Origin of the sequence: Polyangium sp. 6x1, assembly GCF_029946515.1 — a bacterium.
In the GTDB taxonomy this organism is placed as follows: domain Bacteria; phylum Myxococcota_A; class Polyangia; order Polyangiales; family Polyangiaceae; genus Polyangium.
Genome location: NZ_JARZHH010000008.1, coordinates 163,779 through 187,068, shown reverse-complemented (window position 1 = coordinate 187,068; position 23,290 = coordinate 163,779). Strand labels below are relative to the sequence as shown.

Annotated in this window: 26 protein-coding genes and 1 tRNA gene; 6 read left to right on the top strand and 21 right to left on the bottom strand. The window is 69.6% G+C overall.

Annotated elements, in window-relative coordinates; all coding sequences use genetic code 11:
• Positions 1–4: 4 nt before the first annotated feature.
• The 12 genes from QHF85_RS11325 to QHF85_RS11270 form a co-directional block, all read right to left on the bottom strand.
• Positions 5–394: a hypothetical protein gene (locus QHF85_RS11325; RefSeq protein ID WP_281327141.1), complete on the bottom strand. Its 390-nt coding sequence runs from the start codon at positions 392–394 to the stop codon at positions 5–7.
• Positions 391–663: a hypothetical protein gene (locus QHF85_RS11320; RefSeq protein WP_281327140.1), complete on the bottom strand. Its 273-nt coding sequence runs from the start codon at positions 661–663 to the stop codon at positions 391–393. The genes QHF85_RS11325 and QHF85_RS11320 overlap by 4 nt, the downstream gene beginning before the upstream one ends.
• A gap of 9 nt (positions 664–672) precedes the next feature.
• Positions 673–999: a hypothetical protein gene (locus QHF85_RS11315; RefSeq protein WP_281327139.1), complete on the bottom strand. Its 327-nt coding sequence runs from the start codon at positions 997–999 to the stop codon at positions 673–675.
• A gap of 222 nt (positions 1,000–1,221) precedes the next feature.
• The gene (locus QHF85_RS11310; protein WP_281327138.1) at positions 1,222–3,417 is read right to left on the bottom strand and encodes a DUF6884 domain-containing protein; all 2,196 of its coding nucleotides are present in this window, start codon (positions 3,415–3,417) and stop codon (positions 1,222–1,224) included.
• Positions 3,418–3,424: 7 nt separating this feature from the next.
• The gene (locus tag QHF85_RS11305) at positions 3,425–3,892 is read right to left on the bottom strand and encodes a hypothetical protein (protein WP_281327137.1); all 468 of its coding nucleotides are present in this window, start codon (positions 3,890–3,892) and stop codon (positions 3,425–3,427) included.
• Positions 3,893–3,910: 18 nt separating this feature from the next.
• A complete protein-coding gene (locus QHF85_RS11300; protein ID WP_281327136.1) occupies positions 3,911–4,483 on the bottom strand; it encodes a hypothetical protein in 573 nt (190 codons plus the stop codon).
• On the bottom strand, positions 4,470–6,269 hold the full coding sequence (locus QHF85_RS11295; protein ID WP_281327135.1) for a hypothetical protein: 1,800 nt from the start codon (positions 6,267–6,269) through the stop codon (positions 4,470–4,472). The genes QHF85_RS11300 and QHF85_RS11295 overlap by 14 nt, the downstream gene beginning before the upstream one ends.
• On the bottom strand, positions 6,266–6,817 hold the full coding sequence (locus QHF85_RS11290; RefSeq protein ID WP_281327134.1) for a hypothetical protein: 552 nt from the start codon (positions 6,815–6,817) through the stop codon (positions 6,266–6,268). The genes QHF85_RS11295 and QHF85_RS11290 overlap by 4 nt, the downstream gene beginning before the upstream one ends.
• Before the next feature lie 2 nt (positions 6,818–6,819).
• Positions 6,820–8,394, bottom strand: a complete 1,575-nt coding sequence (locus QHF85_RS11285) for a hypothetical protein (RefSeq protein ID WP_281327133.1) — start codon at positions 8,392–8,394, stop codon at positions 6,820–6,822.
• Between the two features lie 8 nt (positions 8,395–8,402).
• Positions 8,403–9,032 (bottom strand): hypothetical protein, encoded by a 630-nt coding sequence (locus QHF85_RS11280; protein WP_281327132.1) that lies wholly within the window; start codon positions 9,030–9,032, stop codon positions 8,403–8,405.
• Complete coding sequence (locus tag QHF85_RS11275; RefSeq protein WP_281327131.1) at positions 9,032–9,613, bottom strand: hypothetical protein; 582 nt, start codon at positions 9,611–9,613, stop codon at positions 9,032–9,034. The genes QHF85_RS11280 and QHF85_RS11275 overlap by 1 nt, the downstream gene beginning before the upstream one ends.
• 3 nt (positions 9,614–9,616) lie before the next feature.
• Positions 9,617–10,099 carry a hypothetical protein gene (locus QHF85_RS11270; RefSeq protein WP_281327130.1) on the bottom strand — a complete coding sequence of 161 codons (483 nt, stop codon included), beginning with the start codon at positions 10,097–10,099 and terminating at the stop codon, positions 9,617–9,619.
• A 129-nt stretch (positions 10,100–10,228) separates the two neighbouring features.
• Here QHF85_RS11270 and QHF85_RS11265 point away from each other — a divergent pair, with 129 nt between their 5' ends.
• Positions 10,229–10,675 (top strand): hypothetical protein, encoded by a 447-nt coding sequence (locus QHF85_RS11265; protein ID WP_281327129.1) that lies wholly within the window; start codon positions 10,229–10,231, stop codon positions 10,673–10,675.
• 275 nt (positions 10,676–10,950) lie between these two features.
• Here QHF85_RS11265 and QHF85_RS11260 read toward each other — a convergent pair whose 3' ends face one another.
• The 4 genes from QHF85_RS11260 to QHF85_RS11245 form a co-directional block, all read right to left on the bottom strand.
• Positions 10,951–11,334, bottom strand: coding sequence for a hypothetical protein (locus tag QHF85_RS11260; RefSeq protein ID WP_281327128.1), 384 nt, complete (start codon positions 11,332–11,334; stop codon positions 10,951–10,953).
• A gap of 155 nt (positions 11,335–11,489) precedes the next feature.
• Positions 11,490–12,734, bottom strand: a complete 1,245-nt coding sequence (locus tag QHF85_RS11255) for a virulence-associated E family protein (RefSeq protein ID WP_281327127.1) — start codon at positions 12,732–12,734, stop codon at positions 11,490–11,492.
• An 8-nt stretch (positions 12,735–12,742) separates the two neighbouring features.
• The gene (locus tag QHF85_RS11250) at positions 12,743–13,639 is read right to left on the bottom strand and encodes a bifunctional DNA primase/polymerase (protein WP_281327126.1); all 897 of its coding nucleotides are present in this window, start codon (positions 13,637–13,639) and stop codon (positions 12,743–12,745) included.
• A 162-nt stretch (positions 13,640–13,801) separates the two neighbouring features.
• On the bottom strand, positions 13,802–14,275 hold the full coding sequence (locus QHF85_RS11245; protein ID WP_281327125.1) for a hypothetical protein: 474 nt from the start codon (positions 14,273–14,275) through the stop codon (positions 13,802–13,804).
• A gap of 313 nt (positions 14,276–14,588) precedes the next feature.
• On the opposite strand from QHF85_RS11245, the gene QHF85_RS11240 reads away from it, so the two are divergent.
• Both QHF85_RS11240 and QHF85_RS11235 read left to right on the top strand, forming a co-directional pair.
• Entirely contained in the window at positions 14,589–14,894 is a 306-nt protein-coding gene (locus QHF85_RS11240; protein ID WP_281327124.1) for a hypothetical protein, read from the top strand.
• A complete protein-coding gene (locus QHF85_RS11235) occupies positions 14,881–15,459 on the top strand; it encodes a hypothetical protein (protein WP_281327123.1) in 579 nt (192 codons plus the stop codon). Before QHF85_RS11240 ends, QHF85_RS11235 begins: the two co-directional genes overlap by 14 nt.
• A 1,246-nt stretch (positions 15,460–16,705) precedes the next feature.
• Here QHF85_RS11235 and QHF85_RS11230 read toward each other — a convergent pair.
• Positions 16,706–16,779 (bottom strand) — tRNA-Arg (locus QHF85_RS11230).
• A 160-nt stretch (positions 16,780–16,939) separates the two neighbouring features.
• Here QHF85_RS11230 and QHF85_RS11225 point away from each other — a divergent pair.
• Positions 16,940–18,514 carry a L,D-transpeptidase gene (locus QHF85_RS11225; protein ID WP_281327122.1) on the top strand — a complete coding sequence of 525 codons (1,575 nt, stop codon included), beginning with the start codon at positions 16,940–16,942 and terminating at the stop codon, positions 18,512–18,514.
• A gap of 31 nt (positions 18,515–18,545) precedes the next feature.
• Here the strand turns inward: QHF85_RS11225 and QHF85_RS11220 are convergent, their stop codons facing one another.
• The 4 genes from QHF85_RS11220 to QHF85_RS11205 are packed head-to-tail and all read right to left on the bottom strand — an operon-like array spanning position 18,546 to position 21,151.
• A complete protein-coding gene (locus QHF85_RS11220; protein ID WP_281327121.1) occupies positions 18,546–19,232 on the bottom strand; it encodes a class I SAM-dependent methyltransferase in 687 nt (228 codons plus the stop codon).
• Between the two features lie 23 nt (positions 19,233–19,255).
• Positions 19,256–20,263, bottom strand: coding sequence for a pyridoxal-phosphate dependent enzyme (locus QHF85_RS11215; RefSeq protein WP_281327120.1), 1,008 nt, complete (start codon positions 20,261–20,263; stop codon positions 19,256–19,258).
• Positions 20,260–20,763 (bottom strand): acetyl-CoA carboxylase biotin carboxyl carrier protein subunit, encoded by a 504-nt coding sequence (locus QHF85_RS11210; protein WP_281327119.1) that lies wholly within the window; start codon positions 20,761–20,763, stop codon positions 20,260–20,262. Before QHF85_RS11210 ends, QHF85_RS11215 begins: the two co-directional genes overlap by 4 nt.
• A gap of 13 nt (positions 20,764–20,776) precedes the next feature.
• Entirely contained in the window at positions 20,777–21,151 is a 375-nt protein-coding gene (locus tag QHF85_RS11205) for a hypothetical protein (protein WP_281327118.1), read from the bottom strand.
• A 112-nt stretch (positions 21,152–21,263) separates the two neighbouring features.
• On the opposite strand from QHF85_RS11205, the gene hutH reads away from it, so the two are divergent.
• Both hutH and QHF85_RS11195 read left to right on the top strand, forming a co-directional pair.
• The gene (gene hutH, locus QHF85_RS11200; RefSeq protein WP_281327117.1) at positions 21,264–22,820 is read left to right on the top strand and encodes a histidine ammonia-lyase; all 1,557 of its coding nucleotides are present in this window, start codon (positions 21,264–21,266) and stop codon (positions 22,818–22,820) included.
• A 54-nt stretch (positions 22,821–22,874) separates the two neighbouring features.
• Positions 22,875–23,222, top strand: coding sequence for a hypothetical protein (locus QHF85_RS11195; RefSeq protein WP_281327116.1), 348 nt, complete (start codon positions 22,875–22,877; stop codon positions 23,220–23,222).
• Positions 23,223–23,290 lie beyond the last annotated feature (68 nt).

Genomic DNA, 23,290 nt, shown 5'->3' with positions numbered 1-23,290 from the left:
CGGCCTAGCCGGCCCGCTTCTTCCCGTGCTTCGCCCTGCACGCGCACGCCTTCGATGAAGGCCGCGCGGCCGTCGCGAGGCGCGTCCGGCATCGCTCGAGGGCCGCCCGCAAGGCCTGGCGCCCGAAGCCTTCGGCCTTGCGACCTCCCGGGCCGAGGACGCGCGGCCGCGCGCTCGCCGTCGCGCGCGCGGCCCGCTTCGTCGCTCGTTTGGCGATCGCCGCCTGCGCGGCTGGCGTGCGCGGCTCGGGCCTCGGCGCGAAGAGGTCGAGCGTGCCACCCCCAAAACCGGGGTGCGGCCGTGCGCCAAACTGCGGCGCCATGTCCTGCGGGGCGAACATGGAAATCGTCCGCTCCGCTGCCGAAGGTTTCCCGCTGCCCGCAACTTTGCTCATCGCTTGCCCTCCTGCTTCTCTGCCTCCGCACGGCGGAGGAATCGTTCGTACGCACGGCGTCCGTCTTCGTCCCAGCGCATGCGTTGCCATTGGTCGTAAGGAATGCCGCCGGTGATCGCTCGGTCCTGCGCGTCGAGGCGCCGCCCGTAGAGGTAGAGGCCACCAACGGTCGCAGCCACGAACCCGACGGAAAGCGCCAGGGATAGCCCGAGGGCAGACCAATCGACCCCATCCCCCGATTCCAGTTCCGGAGCCGTCTCGGTGTCCATTCGCTCCCCCTACGCCTGCAATTGACGGCACAGCACCGCGGCCCCCTCGCGGACGGCTAGAAGCAGGCCAAGAGCGAGCGTCAGCAGGCCCGACGCGGGCGGCCTCGCGTGCCCTGCCACCTGGACAGCGGGCGGCGCGGGAGGATCGGGCGGAGGCCGAAACGCGCTCGCCGTCATTCGCCCCGCGACAACGGCCGCGATCCACCCCGCCGCGGCGGTCCCGTCGAGGACCCGGGCCCAGGCGAGCACCACGAGCCCGACGATTGCAACGACGTCGACCACGACGCCGGACCACGGCCGATGGCTTCCGCCGCCCTGCTCCGCGTGCGTGCTCATCGACGCACCTCCGGGCTGGCCGGCCGGGAGTGTTCCGCGTGCGCAATTGCGATTGCGCGCAGTGCCCTATACCCGAGGTATGCCGTGCCGGCCCAGAAGAGCAGGCCAAAGAGGCCACCAACGGCCATGCTCATGTCGTCGAGCTGCGGCGCGTGCTGGCCCTGCTCGGGGTTGTTTTGCGGTTGCTCTTGCACCGTTTTCGCTTCCTTTCCGGGTGGCGGCCTAGAACGGGATCGCCGCATCGAGCCGCTGTTCCGCGTCGCGGGCTGCCGTCTCGGCTGCATCGAGCGTCTTTTTCGCTTTGGCCACGCGGGCCTGCCATTCGCTATTCGTTTCGTTCTTGCGTGGTCCGCTGGCGGCCTTCGAGTACGTAGCCGCCGCCCGGCGCATCTTCTCCACCGCGTCGGCCCGCTCGGCCTGGAGCTCGTCCCAGCTCTTCGGCGCGGCCTTCGCCTTCGGTGAGACCTTCGCTTTCGGCACGGCCTTGCTCTTCGGCGCGGTCTTGGCCTGCTGCGCGGCCTTGCTCTTCGACGCGGTCTTGTTCTTCGGCGCGCGCTTGCTCCTCGGCGTGGCCTTTGGCGTCTGGGTACCCGCGGCCGCCCGTTGCGCTCGGAAGCCCGGCCGCTTCTCGCTCTTCGGCGGGGGGTTCTCATCGAGGGACGCGTAATAGGCCTCCTCCGCGAGCTTTTCGTAAAGGCGGTCCTGCTGCTTCGCGGTCGGCTCCTTCTTGGCCCGCCACTCCTCGAAGTTGGGGCTCTTGTCGCCGCCGGGAACGTAGGCGATCTCCATGCACGCCTCGTAGGGCGCCTTCCGGCCCTTCGCTTCCTTGGCGATTCCGAGGAGTCGCGGCCAATTGTCCGAGCAGAAGCCCCGGATCTCGTCCGGCACGTTCCCGAGCTGCTCCTGCCGATACTCGGCGGCACGCTCGCCGGGGGACACGCGGCGCCGGCTCGACGTCGAGCCGCGCGGCTTCCACTCGGGCCGGACCTCGCGCCAGCGGTCTTCGGCCGCGGCGAGCTCCTTGATCGCTTCCTTGATCTTCTCCTCGCCGTCCTTACGAAGTGTGGCTTTCGTCGCGGCGCACGTGCGCGCCTGGTCGCGCGAGGCCGCCAGCGCGACCGCTTTGATGTTGTTGGCGTTCGCGCGGGCCAGTTTGCCGAGACGTGCGCAATCCTTCCGCGCATCCCCGGGGCGGAACGTCGAGAGCTCCTTGCGCCTCTTGCAGTCGGCGGCCGCTTCGTCGAGGACCTTGCGCGCTTGGCTCCGCGCCTCGAGCGTGGCCACCCGTGCCGCCGCGCTGTTGGCCTTGCATTGCGTCATGGCCTCCTGGATCTGGCCGTTAATGCTGCGGACTGTATCGCGGACGAGCTTGTTCGCGCTCTTGAGCCTTTCCCGGGCTTCCTTCCGCCAGGCGCGGTAATTCTCCTCCGCCGCGCTCAGTTTCTTTTGTCTGCGTCGTGCCATCGTGACCGCTCTCCCCTGTCGTAATGCTGGCGCCCGCACCTCGAGCGGCCTCGGCGCTACCGGTTCCGGTTCTCGGCGCTTCTGCGCGGGACGCGTTCGCTCCGCCGGCCGCGCTTCCTCGCGCCGCGGGGCCCCGCGGCCCCAATAGTTCCGGCGCTGCTCGCGTTCCCAACGGGTCCTTGACGCTTCCTCGCGACCCACCGCGGCGGCGAAACTCGGCGTGATCCCGTCCACCGCGGGCGCGATCCCGTCGTCGCGGATCGTCCACCCCTTGTGGCGCAAGGCCGTGGCCTTGTAGGTCAGTTTTCCCGTGTCTCGAATTCGCTTGTTGTAGAAGGCCTCCGCCTCGGGGCGGCCTCCGGCCTCGAAGAGCACGCGCCACGGCGCGCCCGCGCGACCGCTGTGCCCGTACACGAGCCAAGCGTCTTGGCGCCGGCTCACCATGTCGGCGATCGCGGCCTCGAAGCCCGGATCGTCGGGATGGGGGAGGAAACGCGGTTTCGGCGTGTGATTGCGTAGCCACGCAATCCGCCGCCCGACGCCTCGAATCCCTCGAAGAGGTTCTTCCGGCCTCGGCATGTTATGCCAGTGCGCCCCGTGGCGGAGCGCGTCCGCGTAGACCTCGCCGGCCAGGAGCACGAGGACCGGAAGGGGCCCGCCGTGATACCCCGGCAGGAGCTCGCCGACGGTACGAGCCCCCCAATCCTCGCGCTCGACCTTCCGAAGGCCGCGGAGGCTCCGATCGTATGGCTCGAGAACCTGATGCGGCTCGACGAGCCCATGGAAGGCCGACACGATGAAAACCGCGTCGCACGTGGCCTCGGCGTACGCGTAGGCCGCACGGAACAGCGGCGAGGTGTAGAAATCCTTCGCCGGGGCAGCCTTGTCGCCCTTGAGCGCCGAGCATCCCACGAGCGCGACGCGCGGGGCGCCCGGCTGCTTCTCTGTGAACATGGGCCGCCTACCTGCCGCCGAAACGCGGCGGGACGTTCACCCAGCGCCAGCGGCCACCATCGACGCGCCATTCCCGCGGCACGCCGAACGTCCACGGATCCGAGGCTCGCTGAGCGTCATTCCAGCGCTCTGTGTGCTTCCGAGCCTCGCCGCGGCCTGGCGTGAAGATGCTCGCGAGCCGCGCGCCGAGCTCGTCACCGATGCCCAGCCGCTTCATCAACCTGAGCTGCACGCGCGCAGCGCGCGGGAGGTACGGGTGCAGCATGGGATGCGAGGGTGGAATCGCCCCGAGCGGAGCGAAGCGCCGATAATTCGCGCGCACGTGCGCCGAGGTCCGCGAATCCGGGGCGTCCTTCCGATGCGCGAGCGCGACCCCGACGGCCGCCGCCCCGAGCGCGAGCCCCGCCGCGAGGAGGGCGACGCCTCGGCCGCCGTCGTCTTCGCGCTCCTGGTCCTCGTCCTGGTCGTTGGCCACCTTGGTCTCCGTTCGTCGTTATGCCGCGGCCACGGCGGCCGCCGCTGCTGCCTTGTCCACGGCTCGTTTCCCGAGCCATCCGACGTAAACCACGCCCACGCCGAGCCCCGCCCATACCCACCACGGGATCACCGTGGCCGTGTCCTCGACGAGCTCCGCCGTTTCCTTGGCGATATCCTTTGCAATCGAGCCGACCACGCGCGCGCCGTCGTTGATTGCCGTGGCGGCCTCGAGCGACACGCTCCCACGCTCGATGTCGAACGTGGTGCCGATGGGCCGGGCTTCGTAGGGCTGGGCCACGGCGCGGCGCTTGTCGTAGTCCTCGGCCTCGAGCTCGAGGCGCCGCACGTCGGCCGTCACGCCCACGACCTGGGAGGGGTCGGGGTCCTTCTCCCACGTCGCGAAAAACCTTTCGAGGTCGGCCTGTGTCTCGCGCGTGTGGCGTAGCTTCTCGGCCGCGCCCCAGGCTTTCACCTTCTGCCAGCGCGCGGCGAGCTCCGCGACGCGGGCATGCGCTTCCGCCGAGGCGCCCGCGCCCTCGTCGGCGTTGAGCCGCTGTGCGCGCTTCCGCCGTGGCTTACCGGTAGACATCCAGCCACCTCTTCGCGATGCCCTGGCCTTGCAGGTATTCGAGGAGATCGATCGTCCCGCCCTTGCTGTCGCGCGCATACCGGCGGACGAACACGGGGAGCTGCGAATAGTCGACGTGCGCGGGGTTATGCCGTGCGCCCTCCGTCTGGATGGCCCTGCCGTTTGGCTGGATCCACCCGTAGTTCACCGCGCCGAGCACATCGAGCCGCGGGCTGAGGACCCAGCCTTTGCCCACGTCGCGGATGAGGACGCCCGGCGCGGGGTTGTACTTCTCGAGGTTGCGGTTGTGCCGCACGGAGTAGCCAAGCGAGGCCATGCGCGGACCGGCCGGCAGCGGCTCGGGTACGACCTTCAGCCGCGCCGCGCGGAACGTGGCATCCCAGAGCGCCGGCCAGGGCGAGATCGCGCCGAGACGTCTCGCGAGGGTGATCTGGTCGGCGTACGAGCACGGGACGCGGAGCGCGGCCTCCACGAGCTTCCCGCGTTCGTCGAGGTAGGCCACCTGCGCGCGCAGCGCGTCGGCCGAGACCTCGACCACGAGATCCCCGAGCTGCACGGGCACCCAGGCCGGGAGCTCGACGCGGTCCTGCTCGGCGAGCGCGACGAGCAGGCCGCCGACATCAGCCTCCCATGCGATCGGATCGGCCGGCGTCCCTCGTCCTGCGCGTCGGCCCGAGGCCGGAGCCTGCGCCGCGGGCGCAGGGCTCGGCGCTGCCGTCGAGGCCTGGCGAGGCCGCAGGCGCTCGGCGCGTACCTGATATGCCGTCCCCGCCGGTAGCCGCGTGCTCGCCTCGTGCTCGACGGCGTAGCTTGCCCCGAAGGAATCCCGATCGACAGCCACGATTCGGGCCGGGATCCAGTCGTCGAAGTTCCGGAAAAGCACGGCGTCCCCTTGTGCATAGGAGGCCGGCGAGGCCTCCGGGCTCGGGGCCGCCGGGGCCTCCATCGGCTTCGGGGGCGGCGGAGCCTGAGGTGGGGCCGACGATGGCGCCGGCACAACGGCGCCGCTGGGCTCGAGGATCGTCCCGTCCACGGTCATCCGCCGGCCACGCGCCCCGCGGACCTTCGCCGCGGCCATTGCGTAGACGTCGCCAACCGTGATGAATCCCTTTTTCGCCTGGTCGAACCCGGTGTTGTGCTCGTAGACCTTCGCCCGGAACGTCGGCTTCCCGTCGGGCTTCGTCTCGCCGAGGATCCCGACCTGGTGCTCCTCCGGCTTTCCGGCCTCGTCGGGTAGAAAGTTCATCATGTAGAGGTGGCCCGGCGTCGCACGCTTCGCGCGCGGCATTCGCGCGTAGAGCGGCGCAACGATCGCCTCGAGCTGCTGCTCCGGGCTCATGTTCAGCACGGCCAGGATCGCCTCCTTTGTGCCGAACCCGGGGAGGTGCGCCCCGACCGTCAATTGGATCAGCCCCGCCGCCGGCAGAGGGTTTAGGGCCTTGGGGTCGAAGCCGCTCTCGCTCGACATGATGGCCGCCATCGAGTCCACCGGAATGCCGAGCGCTTCGCAGAGGTCGAGCAGCCGCGCGCGAAAGGCCGGCGTCATCTTCTCGAGCCCCTTGACGGCCAGGATGGAATTCCGCGGCGCTCCGCGGAGCTCCGGCCGCGCGCCCCCGTAGCGCGCCCATTCGTGCGTCAGCGGGCCGGGCGTATCCGTGCCGAGCGCGTACGCTCGCGAGCGCCAGAACTCGCGCCCGCCGCGGCGCAGCCGCTCGCGGAGCGCGATCATGAGCTCGCGTGCAGCCGGAGCGCTGAGCGCCCCGAGCTGCAAGATCACGTCAATCATCCCCACCACTCCGTAAAAAACGTTGTGCCCGCGCCCGAGAACACGATCAGATCGTCACCCGCGCACGGGATCGGCACGTGATCGAGTGTGCCCGTTGTCCCCGCGAGCGTGTAGGCGGCCCCGCGGGCGGCGCTCATTCTGCTGTGATGCTTCGGAATACGGACCGGTATTTCTAGGTTTAACTGCCTCGTCGTGAGCGGGTGCCACGCGAATTGAGGCGCGCACCGAAGCACCGACGTTTCCACCTGGTAGGTTATCGTGGGATCGCCGTCCGTGAGGTACACGGTGCCGGGCCAATTCAGATGGTTCGGGCCCGTGATGTCGAATTCCACCTCGAACGCTGGATCCGTTGCGTCCCCTCCGAGGCCTGCGATTCCCGGCCGAACCTTCCCGCCGTCGATGCAATAGACCAAGTGCAGGTGCCGCCCGGTCGCTGGAAAGACGCGGTCCGCCCCGATAACGTTGCCCGTGAGCAGGACGGGCTCGCAGACGTCAAGGAGCTTGACCCGATTCCCGCGATCCGTGCCGCGTCCGGCGATGGACCACACGGTTATTCGTCCTCGTCCTCGTCGTCCTCGTCGTCCTCGTCGTCCTCGGCGCCGCCGTCCTCCTCGAACTCGTCGTCGTCATCCTCGGCGCCGCCGTCCTCGTCCTCGAAGTCGTCGTCATCCTCGGCGCCGCCGTCCTCGTCCTCGTCCTCGAAGTCGTCGTCATCCTCGGCGCCGCCGTCCTCGTCCTCGTCCTCGTCCTCGTCGTCCTCGAAGTCGTCGTCATCCTCGGCGCCGCCGTCCTCGTCCTCGTCCTCGTCGTCCTCGTCGTCCTCGGCGCCGCCGTCCTCGTCCTCGAAGTCGTCGTCATCCTCGGCGCCGCCGTCGTCCATGTCGTCCTCGTCGTCCTCGTCGTCCCCAGCCGCGAGCGCACACACGCCGCAGCCCCCGTCCTCGTCGTCGTCGTCGTCGTCGTCGTCCTCGGCGCCGCCGTCGTCGCCTTCGGCGCCGCCGTCGTCGTCCTCGGCACCGTGCGCGCTGCACGTCCCGCCCTCGCAGCTCTTGCCGTGGGCGCACGCCTCGCAGCACGCTCCCGATCCCTCCTCGTCCTCGTCCAGGTCGTCGGCATCGAGCACGTCATCCGCCTTTGCGTCGGGGTTCTCGGCGAAGGCCGCAGCCACGTCCGGATCCACGGGCGGCGCAGCGAGCGCCGTGTGGGCCAGGGCGAGCCGCACGGCCAGCGCGGCTTCGTTGACCTCGCCCCCCGTCCCCACCACGGGCGTCCGCATGGCTGCCTGAACCGCTGCGCTCGCGCGAACCTCGCCGGCCTGGGCCGCACCGACCACGATCATCGCGTCCTGCGCGCGCTTGATCGCCGCGTCGTCGACCGGTTGCATCCCTCGAGCGACCGCCGCGAGCCGGATCCGCGAGGGAGGCGCCCGCAGCACCTTCGCCGTGATCACCTTCTCCGGTCGCGCGGCCTTGCGCGGCTTCTTGCCCTGCGCGCGGCGCGCGCGGGCCTTGGCGAGCGCATCTTGCTTGGCCTGCTCGATTGCACCGCCCACGAGGCCGAGCGCGGCCGAGAGGACCCCCGCCACGGCTCCGGCCGGCGGGTAGACCGTGGCAAGCCCGGTCGCTGCGACCGCGGTAACCTGACTCGCGGTATTGAAGCCGCGGATCGCGTCGTCGGCTTTGACCGGGCCCGCGCCCTCCTCGCCCATCTCGAACATCGTGGGATCGATTCGCACTTGAAACCCCTCGCCCTCGTATTCGCTCGGCCGCATCGCCGGCATGCCGTGCCGCACCGATGGATCCAGGATTGTCCCGTCAATCTCTCGGAGATAGTAATGCCACATTCGCGCGCCCGTCCGCACGATGCAGAGTAGGATCGGGCGGCGTCGCGCGAGGAACGCGGCGTAGCGGATCATCAGATCCTCGCAATCGCCGCGCCCCTGCGCGTCGGTCTGCTCCGGGCGCTGCCATTGGTCCGGAGCCCGCAGGCGCCGATCCCGGCGCCGTGTATCCCGCTCGTAGCGCAATGCCGCGCTCGGCGCGCCCGGATCGGGCGCCGCGAGCACGAGCGCCCGCGCGACGAACAAGGACTCTCGTGCCGTCATCGGCACCCGCGGATTCAGCATCGCGGGCCCTACTTGCGAATGCGCGAGCCGAGGCCCTTGATGGAGCGCGCCATCGAGGCGAACGAGAGCACCGACGGCGCCGGGCGGCCCTTCTGCGTGCTCTGGCAGTCGGTCGAGATGCACCAGACCGTCAGCCCGTGGAAGAGCTGCGGCGTGGACTGGATGTTGCGGACCGTGGCCTCCACGGTCGTGCCGCTCTGGAACACGCGGCCCGTCAGGGGGCCCGGGCGATCGCAGCGATTGACGTTCGCGAGGAAGCTCGCGAGGTTGATCGGCGAGCCGCCCACGACGTCATAGCCCGCCACTTTGAGCGACGTCAAAAGAAAGTTCGTCGCGTCCGCGTCGACCGCGGACCAGTACACCAGGTAAGCGTCGTCGGGCAGCGTGAAGGTTGCCGTGGCCGTCGCGCCCGAGTTGATGACCGCGGTCGGATCGGAGGGAATCAGGCTGTACGCCTTGTTCGGGCGCGCGTTCTCCTCCGCGGACTTCTGCGCCATGGCCCCGAGGAACGCGCCGATCGACCGATCGACGACCGGATTGACCGGCGCCGCAGGCTTCCGAAGGGGCGCGGGCACCTTCTTCGTCAGCTTCATCTTGATCCGCTTGGTCCCCTCGGTCAGCTCGTCCAGGATATCCATCAGCTCGTCTTTTCTTCCCCCTGGGGCATCGCCCCAGAAACTTCGGTAAGAAGCTCGTGCACCAATTCGATGCCGGCTTCCTGTTGCAGTCGTTCGATCGTTTCGTCGGACAGCCGCGCCCAGATGTCCGCGAGCACCGCCGCAATGGGCCGCCCGTGCTCGGGGCGCGCGATGGCCGCCGACGGTTGGGCCGCAGGCGTCGCCGCGGCGAGCATTCGCCCCGCGACGACCTGCTGCACGACCGAGCCCCCCACCTCGCGAAGCGTGCCGATGATCGCCGCGCTTCTCCGTTCGCGGCACGCCATCTCTTCGCGCTTGAGCTCGATCTCGGCGACGAACTTTGCCCGCTCGAGGTCGGAGCGCTGAAGCCCTGCGATCTCGGCCCCCTGCGCCTTGATCGTCGCGGCCTGCTCGCCGATGGTCCCGGCCAAACCCTTGACCATGCTGTCATAGGTCAAGAGCGTCCCGGAGATCTGCGCGAGCGTGTCGTTTTGCCGCGCCATGATCTTGTCGGCGAAGCGGGTGAACGACTCGGCGAGCTCCGAGGCGCCGGAAAAGTCCGGCTGGGCGCGGCCGGACATGGGCTAGACCCGAGCCGGCGCCGTTGTGGCGAGCCCGGGCTGCGTCGGCTGCGCGGTCTGCCCGCGCTGCGCCATCTTGCGTCCATTGTCCCGGCCGGAGACATAGAGCGGACCCGCGGCGAGGCCGCGCGCGAGCGCTGACGCGCCCTCGGCGAAGTCGGGATCGTCGAGCCACACGCCCGCGAGCGCGAGGCCGAGGCCCGCCACGGAAACGAGCTTGAAGGGGCCCACCTTGTCGGAGCCCTTCGCCTCCAGATAGCCATCGGCTACGCCCGCACCGAATGCCGCGCCCGCCGTGATCGCCGAGGAGAGGCCCGAGCCCACCCGGTCACGCACGCCGCGCGAGATCACCGCGAGGTCGGCCTTGAGCGCTTCGTTTTCCTTCTTGATCGCGTTGGCCTCGCGTCGAACCTGGGCCATCTCGGCTTGGTTCTTCACGAGCGCCAACTGCGCCGGCCCGACGGCCGGCATCGCCATGGTTGCCATTTACTGCGTTTCCTCCCGCGTCCCTGCTGCGCCGTGAGCGCGGGGAGGAGGTTGGCATTCGATGGAACGGGCGCTTTTTTATGTATCTCGGGTTGCCTGTATCCTGACGCGGGATACGTTGGCCCCCATATGCCGCTTCCCGATGTGAAAACCCGCTGGTTTTCGGTCGCCTGCAAGGTCGCGCGGACGCCGGACGAGCTCCTGCGCGAAGTTCTCCAGTTGAAGCGCGCGGCGCGGTGCTCGTTCCGCCGAATCGCGAACGTGCACCCCGTGATCGGCCGGCTCATCGACGAGCTGCGCGCGCCGCTCAGCGTCGCAAAGCGTATCGCGCACGCGCCGCCCGCCGAGCAGTGGCGCAGGGCGGAGCAGGAACTAGCGGCGCTCGTGGAGAGGCGGGAGGGCCGGGGATTGGCAGGGCTCTACGAGCGGGACCTGCTCGCGGAGCTCCAGGCCGCAACGGTGCCCCAGGTTGGCCACGGTGCCGCCCGCCGACCCATCCCGCGGTCCAACAATCGAGCCAGATCCGAGGGGGTGTCGGCGGTGTCGGCGGTGTCGGCGGGTTCTGGGGGGGTATAGGCAGATTGAGCCCGGCCCCCCGGTGACGGCACCCCCTGCCGACACACCACCGAGGCCTCACGTAGCACGAGAAAAACGAAAAAGCCCCCGCGGGGTTCCTCCGCGGGGGCTTCGTTCTGAGTTGGTCTGGGCAATTCCTTGGCGTGTGGCGTGACCTCGGCGGCTGTCTCCCGTCGCTTCCACATTCGCGAGCTATTCGGGCGCTCATGGATGGCCATGCGCCAGAGTTCCCCATGACCAGACTGGCCAGGCGAAACTCCTTGTGGAACACCCTCTCAAAGGATGCACGCCCGGCCGGGCGGGGTGCAGATGCTCATGAGCGGATTGCAGCACGTCGTCCCGTGGGGACACGTCACACGGCCGCAGAGCTCGCCCCCGGGCGGGCGCGGAGGCCGGGCGGACTCGCACACGCCGTAGCAGATCGCCGGGCAGATCTCGCGCCGAGGATTGCAGCCCGGAGGCGGGTGGCAATCGCCGCGCGAGGTGGAGCAGACGAAGTTCGGGCCGCGGCAATCCCGATTGGAAAGGCAGGCGCGCCCGCGCCCAACCTGCCCCTGGAGATCCTCCGGGGCCTCCGCGGAATCGTCCGCGCTGTCGTCGCTCCCGATGTCGGTCGGCGGATCCTCCGCAAACCCGGCACAGCCGGCAAACGAAAGCATACCCAGAAACAGCAGTCCGCACAGCCGCGTGAGCGTCAGCATCATCCCTCCCCGTGTCCATACCTTGACATTGGGCGGGGGGCCGCGGCCCGCAAGCGTCGCGGTCGGATCTCGCCGGGCTACCGTTCGAATCGCGCTTTCCGGAACATGTTGACCTACTCGTCGGTGGATGGCGCGGCCTCACCGGCTGTCGCCTGGCGCTTCCACATCCGGAAGCTCTTTCGGCTGTCCCGACATTCGCCGTGCCAATGGGTGATCGATACGTACCCAAGAGCGCGCATGATCCGTCCTATTCGCTGTTGGCTCATCATGTCGTGCTTCGCGGGCTCGATGTTCAGCGCGGAGGAGAGGATCCGGGCGGTGGTTAGCGCGTCGCTCGGGTCGCGCTTGGGGTCCCGCGGCTTCAGAAAGAACTCATCGAGCCACTTCGCGATCAATGGCTGCCAAGAGTCTTCGGTGGCATAGTCCGCGGCTTCCGCCTTTCGGGCTTCCTCCTCCTCGTCGTCGAGCCACCAAGGGTGGTCGGACAGATACCATTCTGCGGCCTCCGCCCATAGCTGGTCCCGCCACTGCTCGAGGACACGCCAATTCAGGCGCCGATGGACGGGGAGCACCCAGAACCGGCGGGAGCCGGTCCAATCGTTCAAAAAGTGGTTTTCGTTCGTGCTCCCCACGATGACCGTGGTCCGCGCGTGCTCGACGACACCCCGACCGTAGGGCGGGACGAAAACGTCTTTTCGGGAGGAAAGAAAGGCCTTGACCTCTGACACCGCTTTTTTGCTCGTGACCCGTTCGAGCTCGCCCCACTCATAGATCCAGGCCGCAGCGACCTGGAGCAGTCCTTGACGCGTCGAGATGTCAACGGCGGTATCCACGAACCACTCGCCGCCTAAGATTTCGAAAAACGTACTCTTGCGCTCGCCTTGCTCGCCAACGAGGACGAGCGCGGTGTCGAGCTTGCACCCCGGCCGAATGGCCCTGGCGACGCACCCGACGAACCACCGGACGAGGTAGGCCTGATGGAGGATCGTCTCGGCCTGGCCGAACACCTCCGGCAGAAGCCGCGCGATCCGGAGTTCCCCATCCCAGCGCAGGCCGTCGAGGTATTGCCGGACCGGATGGAAGGTCCGCTCTTCGGCTATCTGGCGGACGCCCATCCCGAGGTTTTCCGCTGAGAAGCCAACCGCGAACCGGCGTTCGATGTCTTCCCGGAGGCGCCCGAGGTCGCCATCCCCAAAGAGGCGGCCGTCAATGCACGGCGCCGCGCGCATCTCGTTGTAGGCGAGCCGCAACCCGTACACGTTCCGTAGGATGAGGCACAGATTCCCGTATGTCGGCTTGATACCCCCCGAGGAAGTGAGGGCGAGCCGGTCCTTCCATCCGGGCGTGCCGTTCGGCATCGTGGCCGTCATCCTCGACGCCCCCCGAGGAGGTAACCGGGCGGCGTCCGGGCGGCTGCCGCGCTCTCGACCTTGTGCAGCAGGGCGCGGCGATCCCACCGGGGCTGGCATCGGGGGTTGTACTCCGCCTCCAGGAGCTCGAGGGCCGCCCGGGGATCGAGCCCGAACCCTCGGACGAGCGCGAGCGCGGCCCGGAACGTCGCGGCGTGGCCACCCTGCCCGCTGATGGCCGGGGGGAGCGCTCGCAGGTAGGCCCGGGCCCGCTCGTGCAAGGAGGCCCGCGCGAGCGGCCGAAGCTCCGAGCGCGGCGGCTCCGACGGCGGGGCAGGGGGGACCATCACCCGCTCACCGAGCCACGGCGGGGCCATGCGCAGCGGAAGCAGCGGCTCGGCCCATCGATACCGCCGCCCGCTCGCATGCAGCGACGGCGGGGCGACGACGTAGGACCCATCCCCGCGCACATCGACGCCGGGCCCGAGCGCATGCGCGCGCGGCACCACGCGCCGGCCTGGCCAGAGGAAGAAGAGGTGAAAGCCCCCGCCCCCCGTCTCCGCGCGGAGCGTCGCGGGGAGGGGACCGTGCTCGTGCTCGAGGTCGGCGAGGGTGTCCGGCCCTCCCGCCCCAGCGTCGACATCGAGGACCCAGACGCCCGCGAGCTCCCCGAGGACAAGCCCGACGCTCGCGAGTGGAGCGCGCCACCACCAGTGGCCGATGATCTGCGCGTCGGTCGAAGCGTCCCGCAGGCCATGAGGGACGAGCGGCGCCCATGGATGCTTCGCGGCCCGGTCGCAGCGTGGCCCGCGGTAACAGGCGCAGTGCCGCCCGTGCGGGCTCATTATGGGCCATGCAACCGGAAAGACGGGCCATCCGCGGCGCGCATAACGAAGCGCGAGTGAAGAGTTCATCGGGATTCGTGTGCCAAGCGTTACGCGGCGGCATGAAAAGCAATCGCCGCGCGAATATTCCGACCGCTGGTCAGCGTGGAAGGCAACGAAGCGGGGCCGGGCGCGAAATGCAGGATCGCGGCTGCCGACGTGCAGCGAGGATGCACGCGTGCAGCGTTGTCGTCAAGCGCCGGGCGTACCGATATCGGGCGGCTGTTGTGGGCCTTGCCCGAGACGGAGGTTTGCCTGGCAGAGCTCGATCATGCAAAGCCACGCGCGCGGACTGTATGGATAGAGGGGCATTACCTGCACCATCTGGATAGCGCGCTCGTCGATCTGCTCCCATCGCGCCCATTCGATCGCGAGGTTGCGGGCGGCCTCCGGGGAGCGCGAGCGTGGCGCCGGTGCCTCAGTTTCGCCCGTGAGCAGCCAGGAAAGCGGGACGTTCAAGGCTTGCGCCATGCGTTCCGCGTTGCGTTGAGTCAGGGTGGCAGTCTTGCCGCTGATAACCCGGGAAAAGATGCCCGAGGGTAGCCCGTGCTTCTCTTCGAGCGTGCGAAAACTCGGCGGCTGTTGACGGGGGCCGACTGGTGGGAGGTCTTCCCATGCGGTACGGACACGATCTTTCAGGGACGCCCCCGATTCGCGACCTTTCACGATAGGACCCTGGTGTCGCTCGGCGGTTGGCGCAATGGGGAAATCATCGAAGGGCTCTTGACGAATCCGTCGCCGCCGTGCAACTTCGCTGCACGTTGTCGGGACGTTGCTGCACGGGTGCCAGGCAATCGAGGCTGATTCACCAGCCAGGCAAACCGGCGTGCATTCGGAAAACCCGGCGTACCGGCCAAACCTAGCGACCGGGCGGACAGGTATTCACGAGGTAAGACAAACGAGGGCGCGGCCGGCGGATCGGTTCGCCGATACGCGGTGCTGCGTCTAGCGATCTGTCCAGGACGACGAGGAAAACCCCATGCAGCGGACAAGCAATAAGGAGCAGGGGGAGCACGAGCGACCGGACCACCCGGACCGTGCGCGCGGCCGGCGGGTCGGGGATCTGCTCGATCACCTGGGGGAGGAGCTGCGCGGCGAGGACGCGGGCGAGGTGCTGCACGCGTGCGCGGTGGCGCTGCGCGAATACATGGAGCCGACGCGCCGGCCTCGAAGGCGCGCGGACGAGGCAACCGATCTCGACGTCGCGAGGGCGCGGCGGCTGGCCAACGAGCACGGGATCCGGTGGACGCGTCCGCGGGGAGGGCGAGGGCATGATGCCCGTTGACACGAGACAGCAGACGCGCATGACCGATCCGCGCTTCCTCGCCGTGCGGCACGCGCTCGAGTACGTGGGCGGCATCGTCCGGACGTGGCCGGCGCTCGGCTCGGATGCGCTGCGCGTGGTCGGTGTCCTCGGTGAGACCATGATGGCGGGCAGCGTGGTCGAGGCGGAAGCCTGGCCGGGCGTCTGGGCGTGGGTCTTTCTGCGCGCGCGGATCCACGGCGAGGGATGGGCCGCGAGCGGGCGCAAGCTGCTCGAGGCAGAGCCGCGCGATGCACGTGATCGCCAGTGCGCGCTGCGGCGGGTTGTCGAGGGCGAGGCTGAGGCCGCCGCGGGCTGGCTCGCGCGTGTGATCCTCGGCGCGTGCGCGGGAGGTGCCGGCGTCGAGCTCGCGCGGCAGGCGCTCGATCAATGTGTCGTTGAGGCGATCGAGGCCGAGGCGGCTGCGGATGCGGACAGGATGAACGAGGAGGACGGTAGCGCGCTCGCGCGTCGTCGCGCTCTGCATGACGTCCTGGCAAACCGATGGGCCGAGACGGGGCTAGGACTCGGCTGGATTCGATGCTGATGTCGGGGGAGCCATGGAAGACACGAAGCGCAAGACCAACGAGAAGAAGAACCGCCCCGGGCAGGGGTCGAAGAACTACGGCCTCGGCGCCGTTGAGGTTCGGTCCTCGGGCTCTGTGCGGGCGCGCGTCCGCGTGGCCGGGAAGTATCAGGACGTCGCGAACTGCCGCCGCGAGGAGGACGCGCAGAGCGTGCTGCGCGGCCTGGCGAAGCTCCGCGAGGAGGAGGGCGATCCGGATGATCCGACGCTTCGATCGTACGGAGCGAAGTGGCTCGACCGGCGCGAGAAGCGCGGAACCAAGAACATCAAGACGGACCGAAGCCGCTTCAAGGTGCACCTGCTCTCAGCGAGTTTCGCCGATCAGCCGCTTCGCACGGTGCGCACGCGCGACGTCCGAGCGTGGGTCGACGAGCTCATCAGCAAGAGGACGGCGGACCGACGGCGACCGCGGCGCCTATCGGCGCAGACGGTTAAGCACTGCGTCAACATGCTCGGGAAAATCTTCCGCTCGGCCGTCGCGGATGAGTACGTGAAGGAGTCGCCGGTCAAGGAGCTCGAGTTACCGACCATCGACCCGCGGCAGGGGTGGTCCTACCTCGATCGGCCCGAGCTTCGGCGTCTCGTCGAGTACGCGCACGCGACCGAGGACCCGGCCGCGCTGATGGCCTGCTTCGCGGCGGGTAGCGGCGTTCGTCAGTCCGAACAATGGGATCTGGAGCTTCGACTCGTGTTCCTCGACGACTCGGAGCCGCGTTGCATCGTGAACAACGTCAAGAGCAACCGAACGCGGATCGTCCCGCTCTTCGGCCTCTCGCTCTGGGCCATGCGTGTCTGGCTGCGCGTGCTTCCCAGGTACGCACCCGACAACCCCCGCGGCCTCGTCTTCCCGACGCCGCGAGGCAACCGCCAGCGGGACAAGAAGCCGCCGCGCGGCTGGAAGGCGTTGAAGCATCGCCTCGGCCTCGAGCGTCCGGAGAGACGACACGACCGGCGCGCGTGCCGATGGCACGACCTCCGGCACACCTGCGCGAGCGCGCTCGTGTCCGGTTGGTGGGGTCGACGGTGGACCCTCCCGGAGGTTCGGGAACTCCTCGGCCACCTCTCGATCGACGTGACGGAGAAGTACGCCCACCTCGCCGCGAGCGCTCTAGCGGAGGCCGCGGCAGGGACCGTCCTCGGACTTCATCTCCCCAGCCATCTCCCCACGCAGGAGGAGGAGGGACCGAAATCCTCAATGATTTCGCTGCGCGCCACAGAGGATTCGAACCTCTGGCCTTCGGCTCCGGAGGCCGACGCTCTATCCAGCTGAGCTAGTGGCGCACGCCGCGTGTTCGACGCGGGGGCCAGCAACCTAGCGAGAAGTTTGCCCCTGCGCAAGCTCTTCGAGCGTCCTTGTCGCGCGGGGACCGCTCGGGCCGTCTTTCCTCGGGCTTGGCCTCAAAACTTGGCCCTCTCGTCCGACATCCGGCATCCGGGCCCCATGGACGCACGCAAGCCGCTCTCTCTCCTGGCGCTCGGTGCGCTCGCGCTCGCCGGGTGCAAGGGCAAGGGCTCCCCCGAGGGCATCGTCAGCTTGTCCGCGCCTGCGGAGCAGGTCGCGGCTGATCCGGCAACGGTCCCCAAGGAGGGCGGCCCCCGCATCGGCGCCGTGGAGATGGCGGCGCCGATTTACCTGAAGCCCGATCGAAGGTCGCCGAAGATCGGCTACCTGCGCGCGGGCGCGACCGCGGTGCGCGGCGAGAAGCCGGCCGCGTTCGATGACTGCCAGGGCGGGTACTACCGGGTCCTTCCGGCTGGATACATCTGCGCCGAGGCCAGCGCGTCGATCGACATGAAGCACCCGATCTTGCGGGCGCTCACGCGTCGGCCGGACCTCTCGAAGCCGATGCCGTATCCGTACGCGTTCGTACGAGCCATCGCGCCGAACTACTACCGGCCCGCGACGAAGGCCGAGCAGTTCCAGTACGAGATGCGGCTCAAGGAGCACCTGCGCAGCTACAAGCGCCTGCAGAAGAAGTGGGACGAGATCGAGGTCGGCGCGAACGACGTGCCGCTCGACGCGGAGGGCAATGCGATCGGCGAGCCGCCGAGCGAGCCGCCGGATCTTCCGGATCAGGAGCTCTACGGCGGCGACGGGAACGACGCGATCCCCTGGTTCTTCCAGGGCGGCCGCAAGATCCCGAACATCTCGACGTTCAAGGTCCCCGACTACGCGATCATCACGAACCGCGTCGCGCGGCACGCGGGGCTCGCGCTCATCGGCACGTTCGTGGGCGATGGCGATCGACGCTTCGCGATGACCACGGACGCGCGCCTCGTGCCGACTTCGAAGCTCAAGCCCGCGCGTGGCTCGACGTTCCACGGCGTCGACATGAAGAAGGGCTGGGAGCTGCCGCTCGCGTTCGTGCGCGTCACCGACGCGTACAAATACGACACGAGCAAGCGCTCGCTCGAGAAGGCAGGCAAGCTCGCGTTCCACACGCCGATCCAGCTCACGGGCAAGAGCACGCGCATCGGCGAGACGCGCCTCGTCGAGGCCAAGGACGGGACGTGGATCAAGGACAGCGACGTCGCGATCGCGGTCAAACCTTCGGAGCTGCCGAGCTTCGCGGCGAAGACGAAGAAGTGGATCGACATCTCGATCCTGAGCCAGATCCTCATCCTGTACGAGGGCACGAAGCCGGTCTACGCGACGGCGGTGGCGACGGGCCGCGATGGGCTCGGGGATCCCAAGAAGACGTACTCGACCGTGCGCGGCACCTTCAAGATCCGCGAGAAGCACGTCACGACCACGATGGACTCGCACGAGGTCGGCAACAAGTTCGAGCTGCGCGACGTGCCGTGGGTGCAGTACTTCGAGGCGGGCTACGCGCTCCACGCGGCGCCGTGGCACGACGAGTACGGCAAGCCTCGCAGCCACGGCTGCATCAACCTCTCGCCGATCGACGCGCGCCGCGTCTTCATGTGGACCGATCCGCCGCTGCCCACCGACTGGCACGGCGTGCAGGCGAGCGAATCCACGGGCGAGGGCACCGTGGTGAACATCCACCCCTGAGAAATCCACGCGCGCGGGGCGCTCTTCGACGTCAGGGTTTGACGGCGGAGAGCGTCCAGTGCCGATCGCTCGTCATCCGCACGGCCGACGCGGGGATCCCGAGCGACGCCACGAACGCGACGATCTCCGACACGGTGAGCGCCGCGGCGAGTGAGGCGCGGAAGAGCGATCGTTGGTGCTCGAACGAAGGCACCGCGGCCGGATCGGCCGGCCGCTCGCCGCCGTGGAGCGTGACGAGGCGATCGATCTCGGCTTCCGTCTCGGGCCGGTGGAGGTCGCGCACGAAGAGCAGGCCGCCGCGGGCGGTCACGCGCCACATCTCGGCGAGGACCTCGGCGGGCTCGGGGATGTGGTGGACGATCGAGTTCGACATGACGGCGCTGAAGGACCCGTCGGGGTAGGGCAGGGCCTTCGCGTCGATCTTCGCGACGGTGACGCGGGAGGCGAGCCCCGCGCGCTCGATGTTCTCCCGTGCGAGCGCGAGCATGTGCTCGGCGAGGTCGAGGGCCACGACCGTGACGCCCGGCGCGCGCGTGCAAAGCTCGATCGGGATCCGCGCCGTGCCCGTGCCGACGTCGAGCGCGCGCTCGGGCTTCGGCAGGACCGCGAGCATGTCCTCGCAGAACGCGCGGTTCACCGCGGCGTGGTCCATGGCGTCGTAGTCACGGGCCTCCTCGGGGGTGTCCATGACCTCGGGTTCGAGGACACGCGGTAGCATCGGTTCGCCTCTCTTCGTTGGGGTCAGTCCAGGCCGAGCGCGTCCTGGAACGTCGCCCCTTGCGCCAAAAGCCCCGGCAGCCCGCCCGTGTGCACGAACAGGACCCGCTTGCCGGCGAGCGGACCACCCGCGCCCGCGAGGTCCATCAGCGCCGAGAACGCCTTGCCGGTGTAGACCGGGTCGAGCACCATCCCGGACAAACCCGCCACGCTCGCGATGAGCCGGCGCTGCTCGGGCGTGCTCACCGCGTAGGCGGGGCCCTTGTGGGCGTCGTTCACGGTGACCCGCGCGGGCTCCGGCAGCCGCGGGTCGAGCGAGCGCGCCTCGCGGACGATGCCTTCGATCCGCGCCTGGAACGTGGGCGCGTCGTCGCAGACCGCCACGGCCACGACCTCACTCGCGACGCCGTGGAACGCCGCGCCGAGCGCTGCGCCCGCCGCCGTACCGCCCGATCCACACGCGACCACGACCGCGTCGAACGGCTTGCCCCCGCCGAGTCCGAGATCGAGCTGCCGCCGCACCTCGCCCATCGCCTCGACGTACCCGAGCGCGCCGAGCCCGTTCGATCCTCCCTCGGGGATCACGTACGGCTTCTGCCCCTCGGCCCGCAGCTCCTCGGCCGCCTTGTCCAGGATGCGCTCGCGATCCCGGTACTGCTCGGGCGTGATGAGCCGGATCTCCGCGCCGGCGAGGTGGTCGATCAGCACGTTGCCTTCGAGCGGAGGAGCGAGCGACGGATCGTTCGTCCTCAAAAAGAGCACCGCCCGCAGGCCGAGCGAGGCGGCCGCGAGCGCCGTGGCGCGGGCGTGGTTCGATTGCAGGCCCCCGCAGGTGATCACCGTGTCGCACTCGAGCGAGAGGGCCTCGCCGAGCAGGAACTCGAGCTTGCGGATCTTGTTGCCCGCCTCGGCGCCGCCCGTCATGTCGTCGCGTTTGACCCAGAGGTCGATGCCCGTCGCGGCGGCGAGCCTCCGCGGGCGCTGAAGGGGGGTCGGCAGGTGGGCGAGCGGGAGGCGCTTTCGAAGAGTCATTCGATCTCGACGAGCTTGGCACCCCCCTCGACGGTCGCGCCAGCGGTCACGTAGACCTTCTTCACGCGACCGTCGCGCGTGGACGAGAGCTCGTTCTCCATCTTCATCGCTTCGACCACGACGAGCGGCCGCCCCGCGTGAACCTCGTCGCCCTCGGCCACGAGCACCTTGAGCACGCGGCCCGGCATCGGCGACGTGATGAGCCCCTCGCCGCCGCCGCTCTTGCCGCCCTGCACGCCCGAGAGCGCGCGCATCCGTTCGTTCTCGACGCGCGCGTAAAACCGCTTCGAGGACGTGACGACGCCGACCTCGGGCGGCGTGCCCTCCATCCAGAGCTCGACCGAGCGGCCGCCGATGTCGAGGTGCATGGCGCCCTGATGGTCGTAGGCGTCGATGGCCAAGGAGCGGCCCTCGACCTCAACGCGGATCTCGCCCGAGGGCAGCACGGTCAGATCGACGGGGACCTCGCGACCGGAAGGGAATTTGACGAAGTACCGCATGAGGTTTCGTGGATCAGTTGGGCTTCGGCACGAGGGCGCAATGGCCCTCGTGACACACGCAGGGGTTCGCGTCGACGCTCTTGCAGTCGAGCATCGTGGAGCAGACGGTGTCGGGCGTGCGCGGCTTCGCCTTGGCGACGGCGACGCAGGCGTGCGCATGGCAAGGCTCCGCGGGCGCGCACTCGGCGTCCTTCGTACACGGGTCCTCGCTCACCACGGGCGCGGGCAGGCCGCAGGTGATCGGGCCTTCCGCGGCTGCCGGAGGCGCCTCGTTCGGAGCGGACTGGATCGCGCCGGGCTCGGGCGAGCCCGGCCCCTCGGCTGCGGAGCCGGCACACGCGACCAGCCCGAGCACGAGCGCCGCGAAAGACAATCGTAGGCTTTGCATGGGGCGGGAGCTTAGGCGATCGCCCCCGACCGTCAAAGCCGCTTTCGCCCGTTCTCCCGCGTCGTGCGCCCACGCGCAGGCATGCGGCGCGGGATGTACTAACGTGGCGCCCGTGCACCCCAAGGAGCCTCTTCTCGTCGGCCGCCCGATCACCCTCGCCGATCTCGAGGACGTGAGCCGCCGCGGCCGCCCCGTCGCCCTCTGTCCCGAGGCCCGCGCCCGCATCGTCGCCTCGCGCCGCGCCGTCGACGCCATCGCCGAGGCTGGGGACGCCGCGCCTGCCGTCTACGGCATCAACACGGGCTTCGGCGCGCTCGCCGAGACGCGCATCGCCGAGCGTGACGTCATCGCCTTGCAGAAGAACCTCGTGCGCAGCCACGCGTGCGGCGTCGGCCCGGATCTCGGCGAGCCCGAGGTCCGCGCCATGATGGTCTTGCGCGCGCAGGTCGTCGCGCTCGGGTACTCCGGCGTGCGCGCCGAGGTCGTCGATCTGCTCCTCGCCATGCTCAACGCCGGCGTCGCGCCGCGCATCCCCTCGCAAGGATCGGTCGGCGCCTCGGGCGACCTCGCGCCGCTCGCGCACCTCGCGCTCACGCTCATGGGCGAGGGCGAGGCCTCCTTCCGCGGCACGCGCATGACGAGCGCCGAGGCCCTCGCGCGCGCCGAGCTCCGCCCCGTCGTCCTCGCGGCGAAGGAGGGACTCGCGCTCATCAACGGCACGCAGTACATGGCCGCCCTCGGCGCGCTCGCCGTGCGCGACGCGCTCGCGCTCTGCACGATCGCGGACGTCGCCGGCGCGATGAGCCTCGAAGCGAACAAGGGCTCCAAGCGTCCCTTCGACGAGCGCCTCATGGCCGTCCGCCCGCACCCGGGCCAGGCCGCTTGCGCCGCGAACCTCCGCGCGATGCTCGACGACAGCGAGATCATGCAGAGCCATGCGGACTGCCCGCGCGTGCAGGACGCCTACTCGCTCCGCTGCATGCCGCAGGTCCACGGCGCCTCGCGCGACGCCCTCGGCTGGGCCGCCGACGTCCTCACGCGCGAGATCAACAGCGTCACCGACAACCCCACCGTCTTCCTCCGCGACGACGGCGGCGCCGACCTCCTCTCCGGCGGCAACTTCCACGGCCAGCCGCTCGCGCTCGCGCTCGACCTCGCGGCGATGGCTGCGGCCGAGCTCGCGAACATCAGCGAGCGCCGCGTCGAGCAGCTCGTCAACCCCGCGCTCTCGAGCGGCCTCACCCCGTTCCTCGCGCCGCAGAGCGGCCTGCACTCCGGCTTCATGATCGCGCAGGTCGCGAGCGCCTCGCTCGTCAGCGAGAACAAGGTCCTCTGCCACCCCGCCAGCGTCGACTCGATCCCTTCGAGCGCCGGCCGCGAGGATCACGTCAGCATGGGCAGCGTCAGCGCCCGCAAGCTCGCGCAGGTCATCGAGAACGTCCGCACCTCGCTCGCGATCGAGATCCTCACGGCCGCCCAGGGCATCGATCAGCGCCGCCCGCTCCGCTCCTCGGCCGCCGTCGAGCGGGCGCACGCGGCCGTCCGCGCCGTCTCCCCCACGCTCGACGAGGACCGCCCGCTCTATCGCGACATTGCCGCCGTCCGCGACATCGTCCTCTCGGACGCCCTCCGCCGCGCCGTCGAAGAGGTCACCGGCTCCTTGCGGTGACCCTGAAAACGCGCCCGCTCGCCATTTCGACACGAATCCGATACATTCGTTCAGGTGATCTCTGGGCGTGAGGAACCCTTTCCCGCGGCGGCCGTGCGCGACCTCATCGGCATCGTGCGGGCAATGTATGCGGCCGCCAAACTCTCCGGGGCGGGGCGCGTCGAGCTCCAGCGCATCGAGCGTGTCGGGCGGGACCTCGCGTCCGCGCTCGCACTCGCGCAGCGGAGCGGGCCGAACACGATCGGCGCCTCGGCCGCGTGGAAGCGGGCCGAGGAGGCGGCGCTCCGTGCGGGCGACCTCGTCGATGCGTTGACGCCGGCCGAGCCGCTCGTGCACGCGGCCCGCGCGCGCATCGCGGGCAAGGCCGTCGGTGAGGCGAACAAGAAGGCGAGCGCGCGGTGAGTTCGCCTGCTCTCCACCTCTGATATTCTCACGGCTTGCCCGAAGGACCCCTGGACCAAGACCAAGCG

Excerpts from the sequence above, each read along its gene's own strand:
- QHF85_RS11325 (WP_281327141.1), bottom strand. The coding sequence starts at position 394 with ATGAGCAAAGTTGCGGGCAGCGGGAAACCTTCGGCAGCGGAGCGGACG.
- QHF85_RS11320 (WP_281327140.1), bottom strand. The coding sequence starts at position 663 with ATGGACACCGAGACGGCTCCGGAACTGGAATCGGGGGATGGGGTCGAT.
- QHF85_RS11315 (WP_281327139.1), bottom strand. The coding sequence starts at position 999 with ATGAGCACGCACGCGGAGCAGGGCGGCGGAAGCCATCGGCCGTGGTCC.
- QHF85_RS11310 (WP_281327138.1), bottom strand. The coding sequence starts at position 3,417 with ATGTTCACAGAGAAGCAGCCGGGCGCCCCGCGCGTCGCGCTCGTGGGA.
- QHF85_RS11300 (WP_281327136.1), bottom strand. The coding sequence starts at position 4,483 with ATGTCTACCGGTAAGCCACGGCGGAAGCGCGCACAGCGGCTCAACGCC.
- QHF85_RS11295 (WP_281327135.1), bottom strand. The coding sequence starts at position 6,269 with ATGATTGACGTGATCTTGCAGCTCGGGGCGCTCAGCGCTCCGGCTGCA.
- QHF85_RS11285 (WP_281327133.1), bottom strand. The coding sequence starts at position 8,394 with ATGCTGAATCCGCGGGTGCCGATGACGGCACGAGAGTCCTTGTTCGTC.
- QHF85_RS11280 (WP_281327132.1), bottom strand. The coding sequence starts at position 9,032 with ATGGATATCCTGGACGAGCTGACCGAGGGGACCAAGCGGATCAAGATG.
- QHF85_RS11275 (WP_281327131.1), bottom strand. The coding sequence starts at position 9,613 with ATGTCCGGCCGCGCCCAGCCGGACTTTTCCGGCGCCTCGGAGCTCGCC.
- QHF85_RS11270 (WP_281327130.1), bottom strand. The coding sequence starts at position 10,099 with ATGGCAACCATGGCGATGCCGGCCGTCGGGCCGGCGCAGTTGGCGCTC.
- QHF85_RS11265 (WP_281327129.1), top strand. The coding sequence starts at position 10,229 with ATGCCGCTTCCCGATGTGAAAACCCGCTGGTTTTCGGTCGCCTGCAAG.
- QHF85_RS11260 (WP_281327128.1), bottom strand. The coding sequence starts at position 11,334 with ATGCTTTCGTTTGCCGGCTGTGCCGGGTTTGCGGAGGATCCGCCGACC.
- QHF85_RS11255 (WP_281327127.1), bottom strand. The coding sequence starts at position 12,734 with ATGCCGAACGGCACGCCCGGATGGAAGGACCGGCTCGCCCTCACTTCC.
- QHF85_RS11250 (WP_281327126.1), bottom strand. The coding sequence starts at position 13,639 with ATGAACTCTTCACTCGCGCTTCGTTATGCGCGCCGCGGATGGCCCGTC.
- QHF85_RS11240 (WP_281327124.1), top strand. The coding sequence starts at position 14,589 with ATGCAGCGGACAAGCAATAAGGAGCAGGGGGAGCACGAGCGACCGGAC.
- QHF85_RS11235 (WP_281327123.1), top strand. The coding sequence starts at position 14,881 with ATGATGCCCGTTGACACGAGACAGCAGACGCGCATGACCGATCCGCGC.
- QHF85_RS11225 (WP_281327122.1), top strand. The coding sequence starts at position 16,940 with ATGGACGCACGCAAGCCGCTCTCTCTCCTGGCGCTCGGTGCGCTCGCG.
- QHF85_RS11220 (WP_281327121.1), bottom strand. The coding sequence starts at position 19,232 with ATGCTACCGCGTGTCCTCGAACCCGAGGTCATGGACACCCCCGAGGAG.
- QHF85_RS11215 (WP_281327120.1), bottom strand. The coding sequence starts at position 20,263 with ATGACTCTTCGAAAGCGCCTCCCGCTCGCCCACCTGCCGACCCCCCTT.
- QHF85_RS11210 (WP_281327119.1), bottom strand. The coding sequence starts at position 20,763 with ATGCGGTACTTCGTCAAATTCCCTTCCGGTCGCGAGGTCCCCGTCGAT.
- QHF85_RS11205 (WP_281327118.1), bottom strand. The coding sequence starts at position 21,151 with ATGCAAAGCCTACGATTGTCTTTCGCGGCGCTCGTGCTCGGGCTGGTC.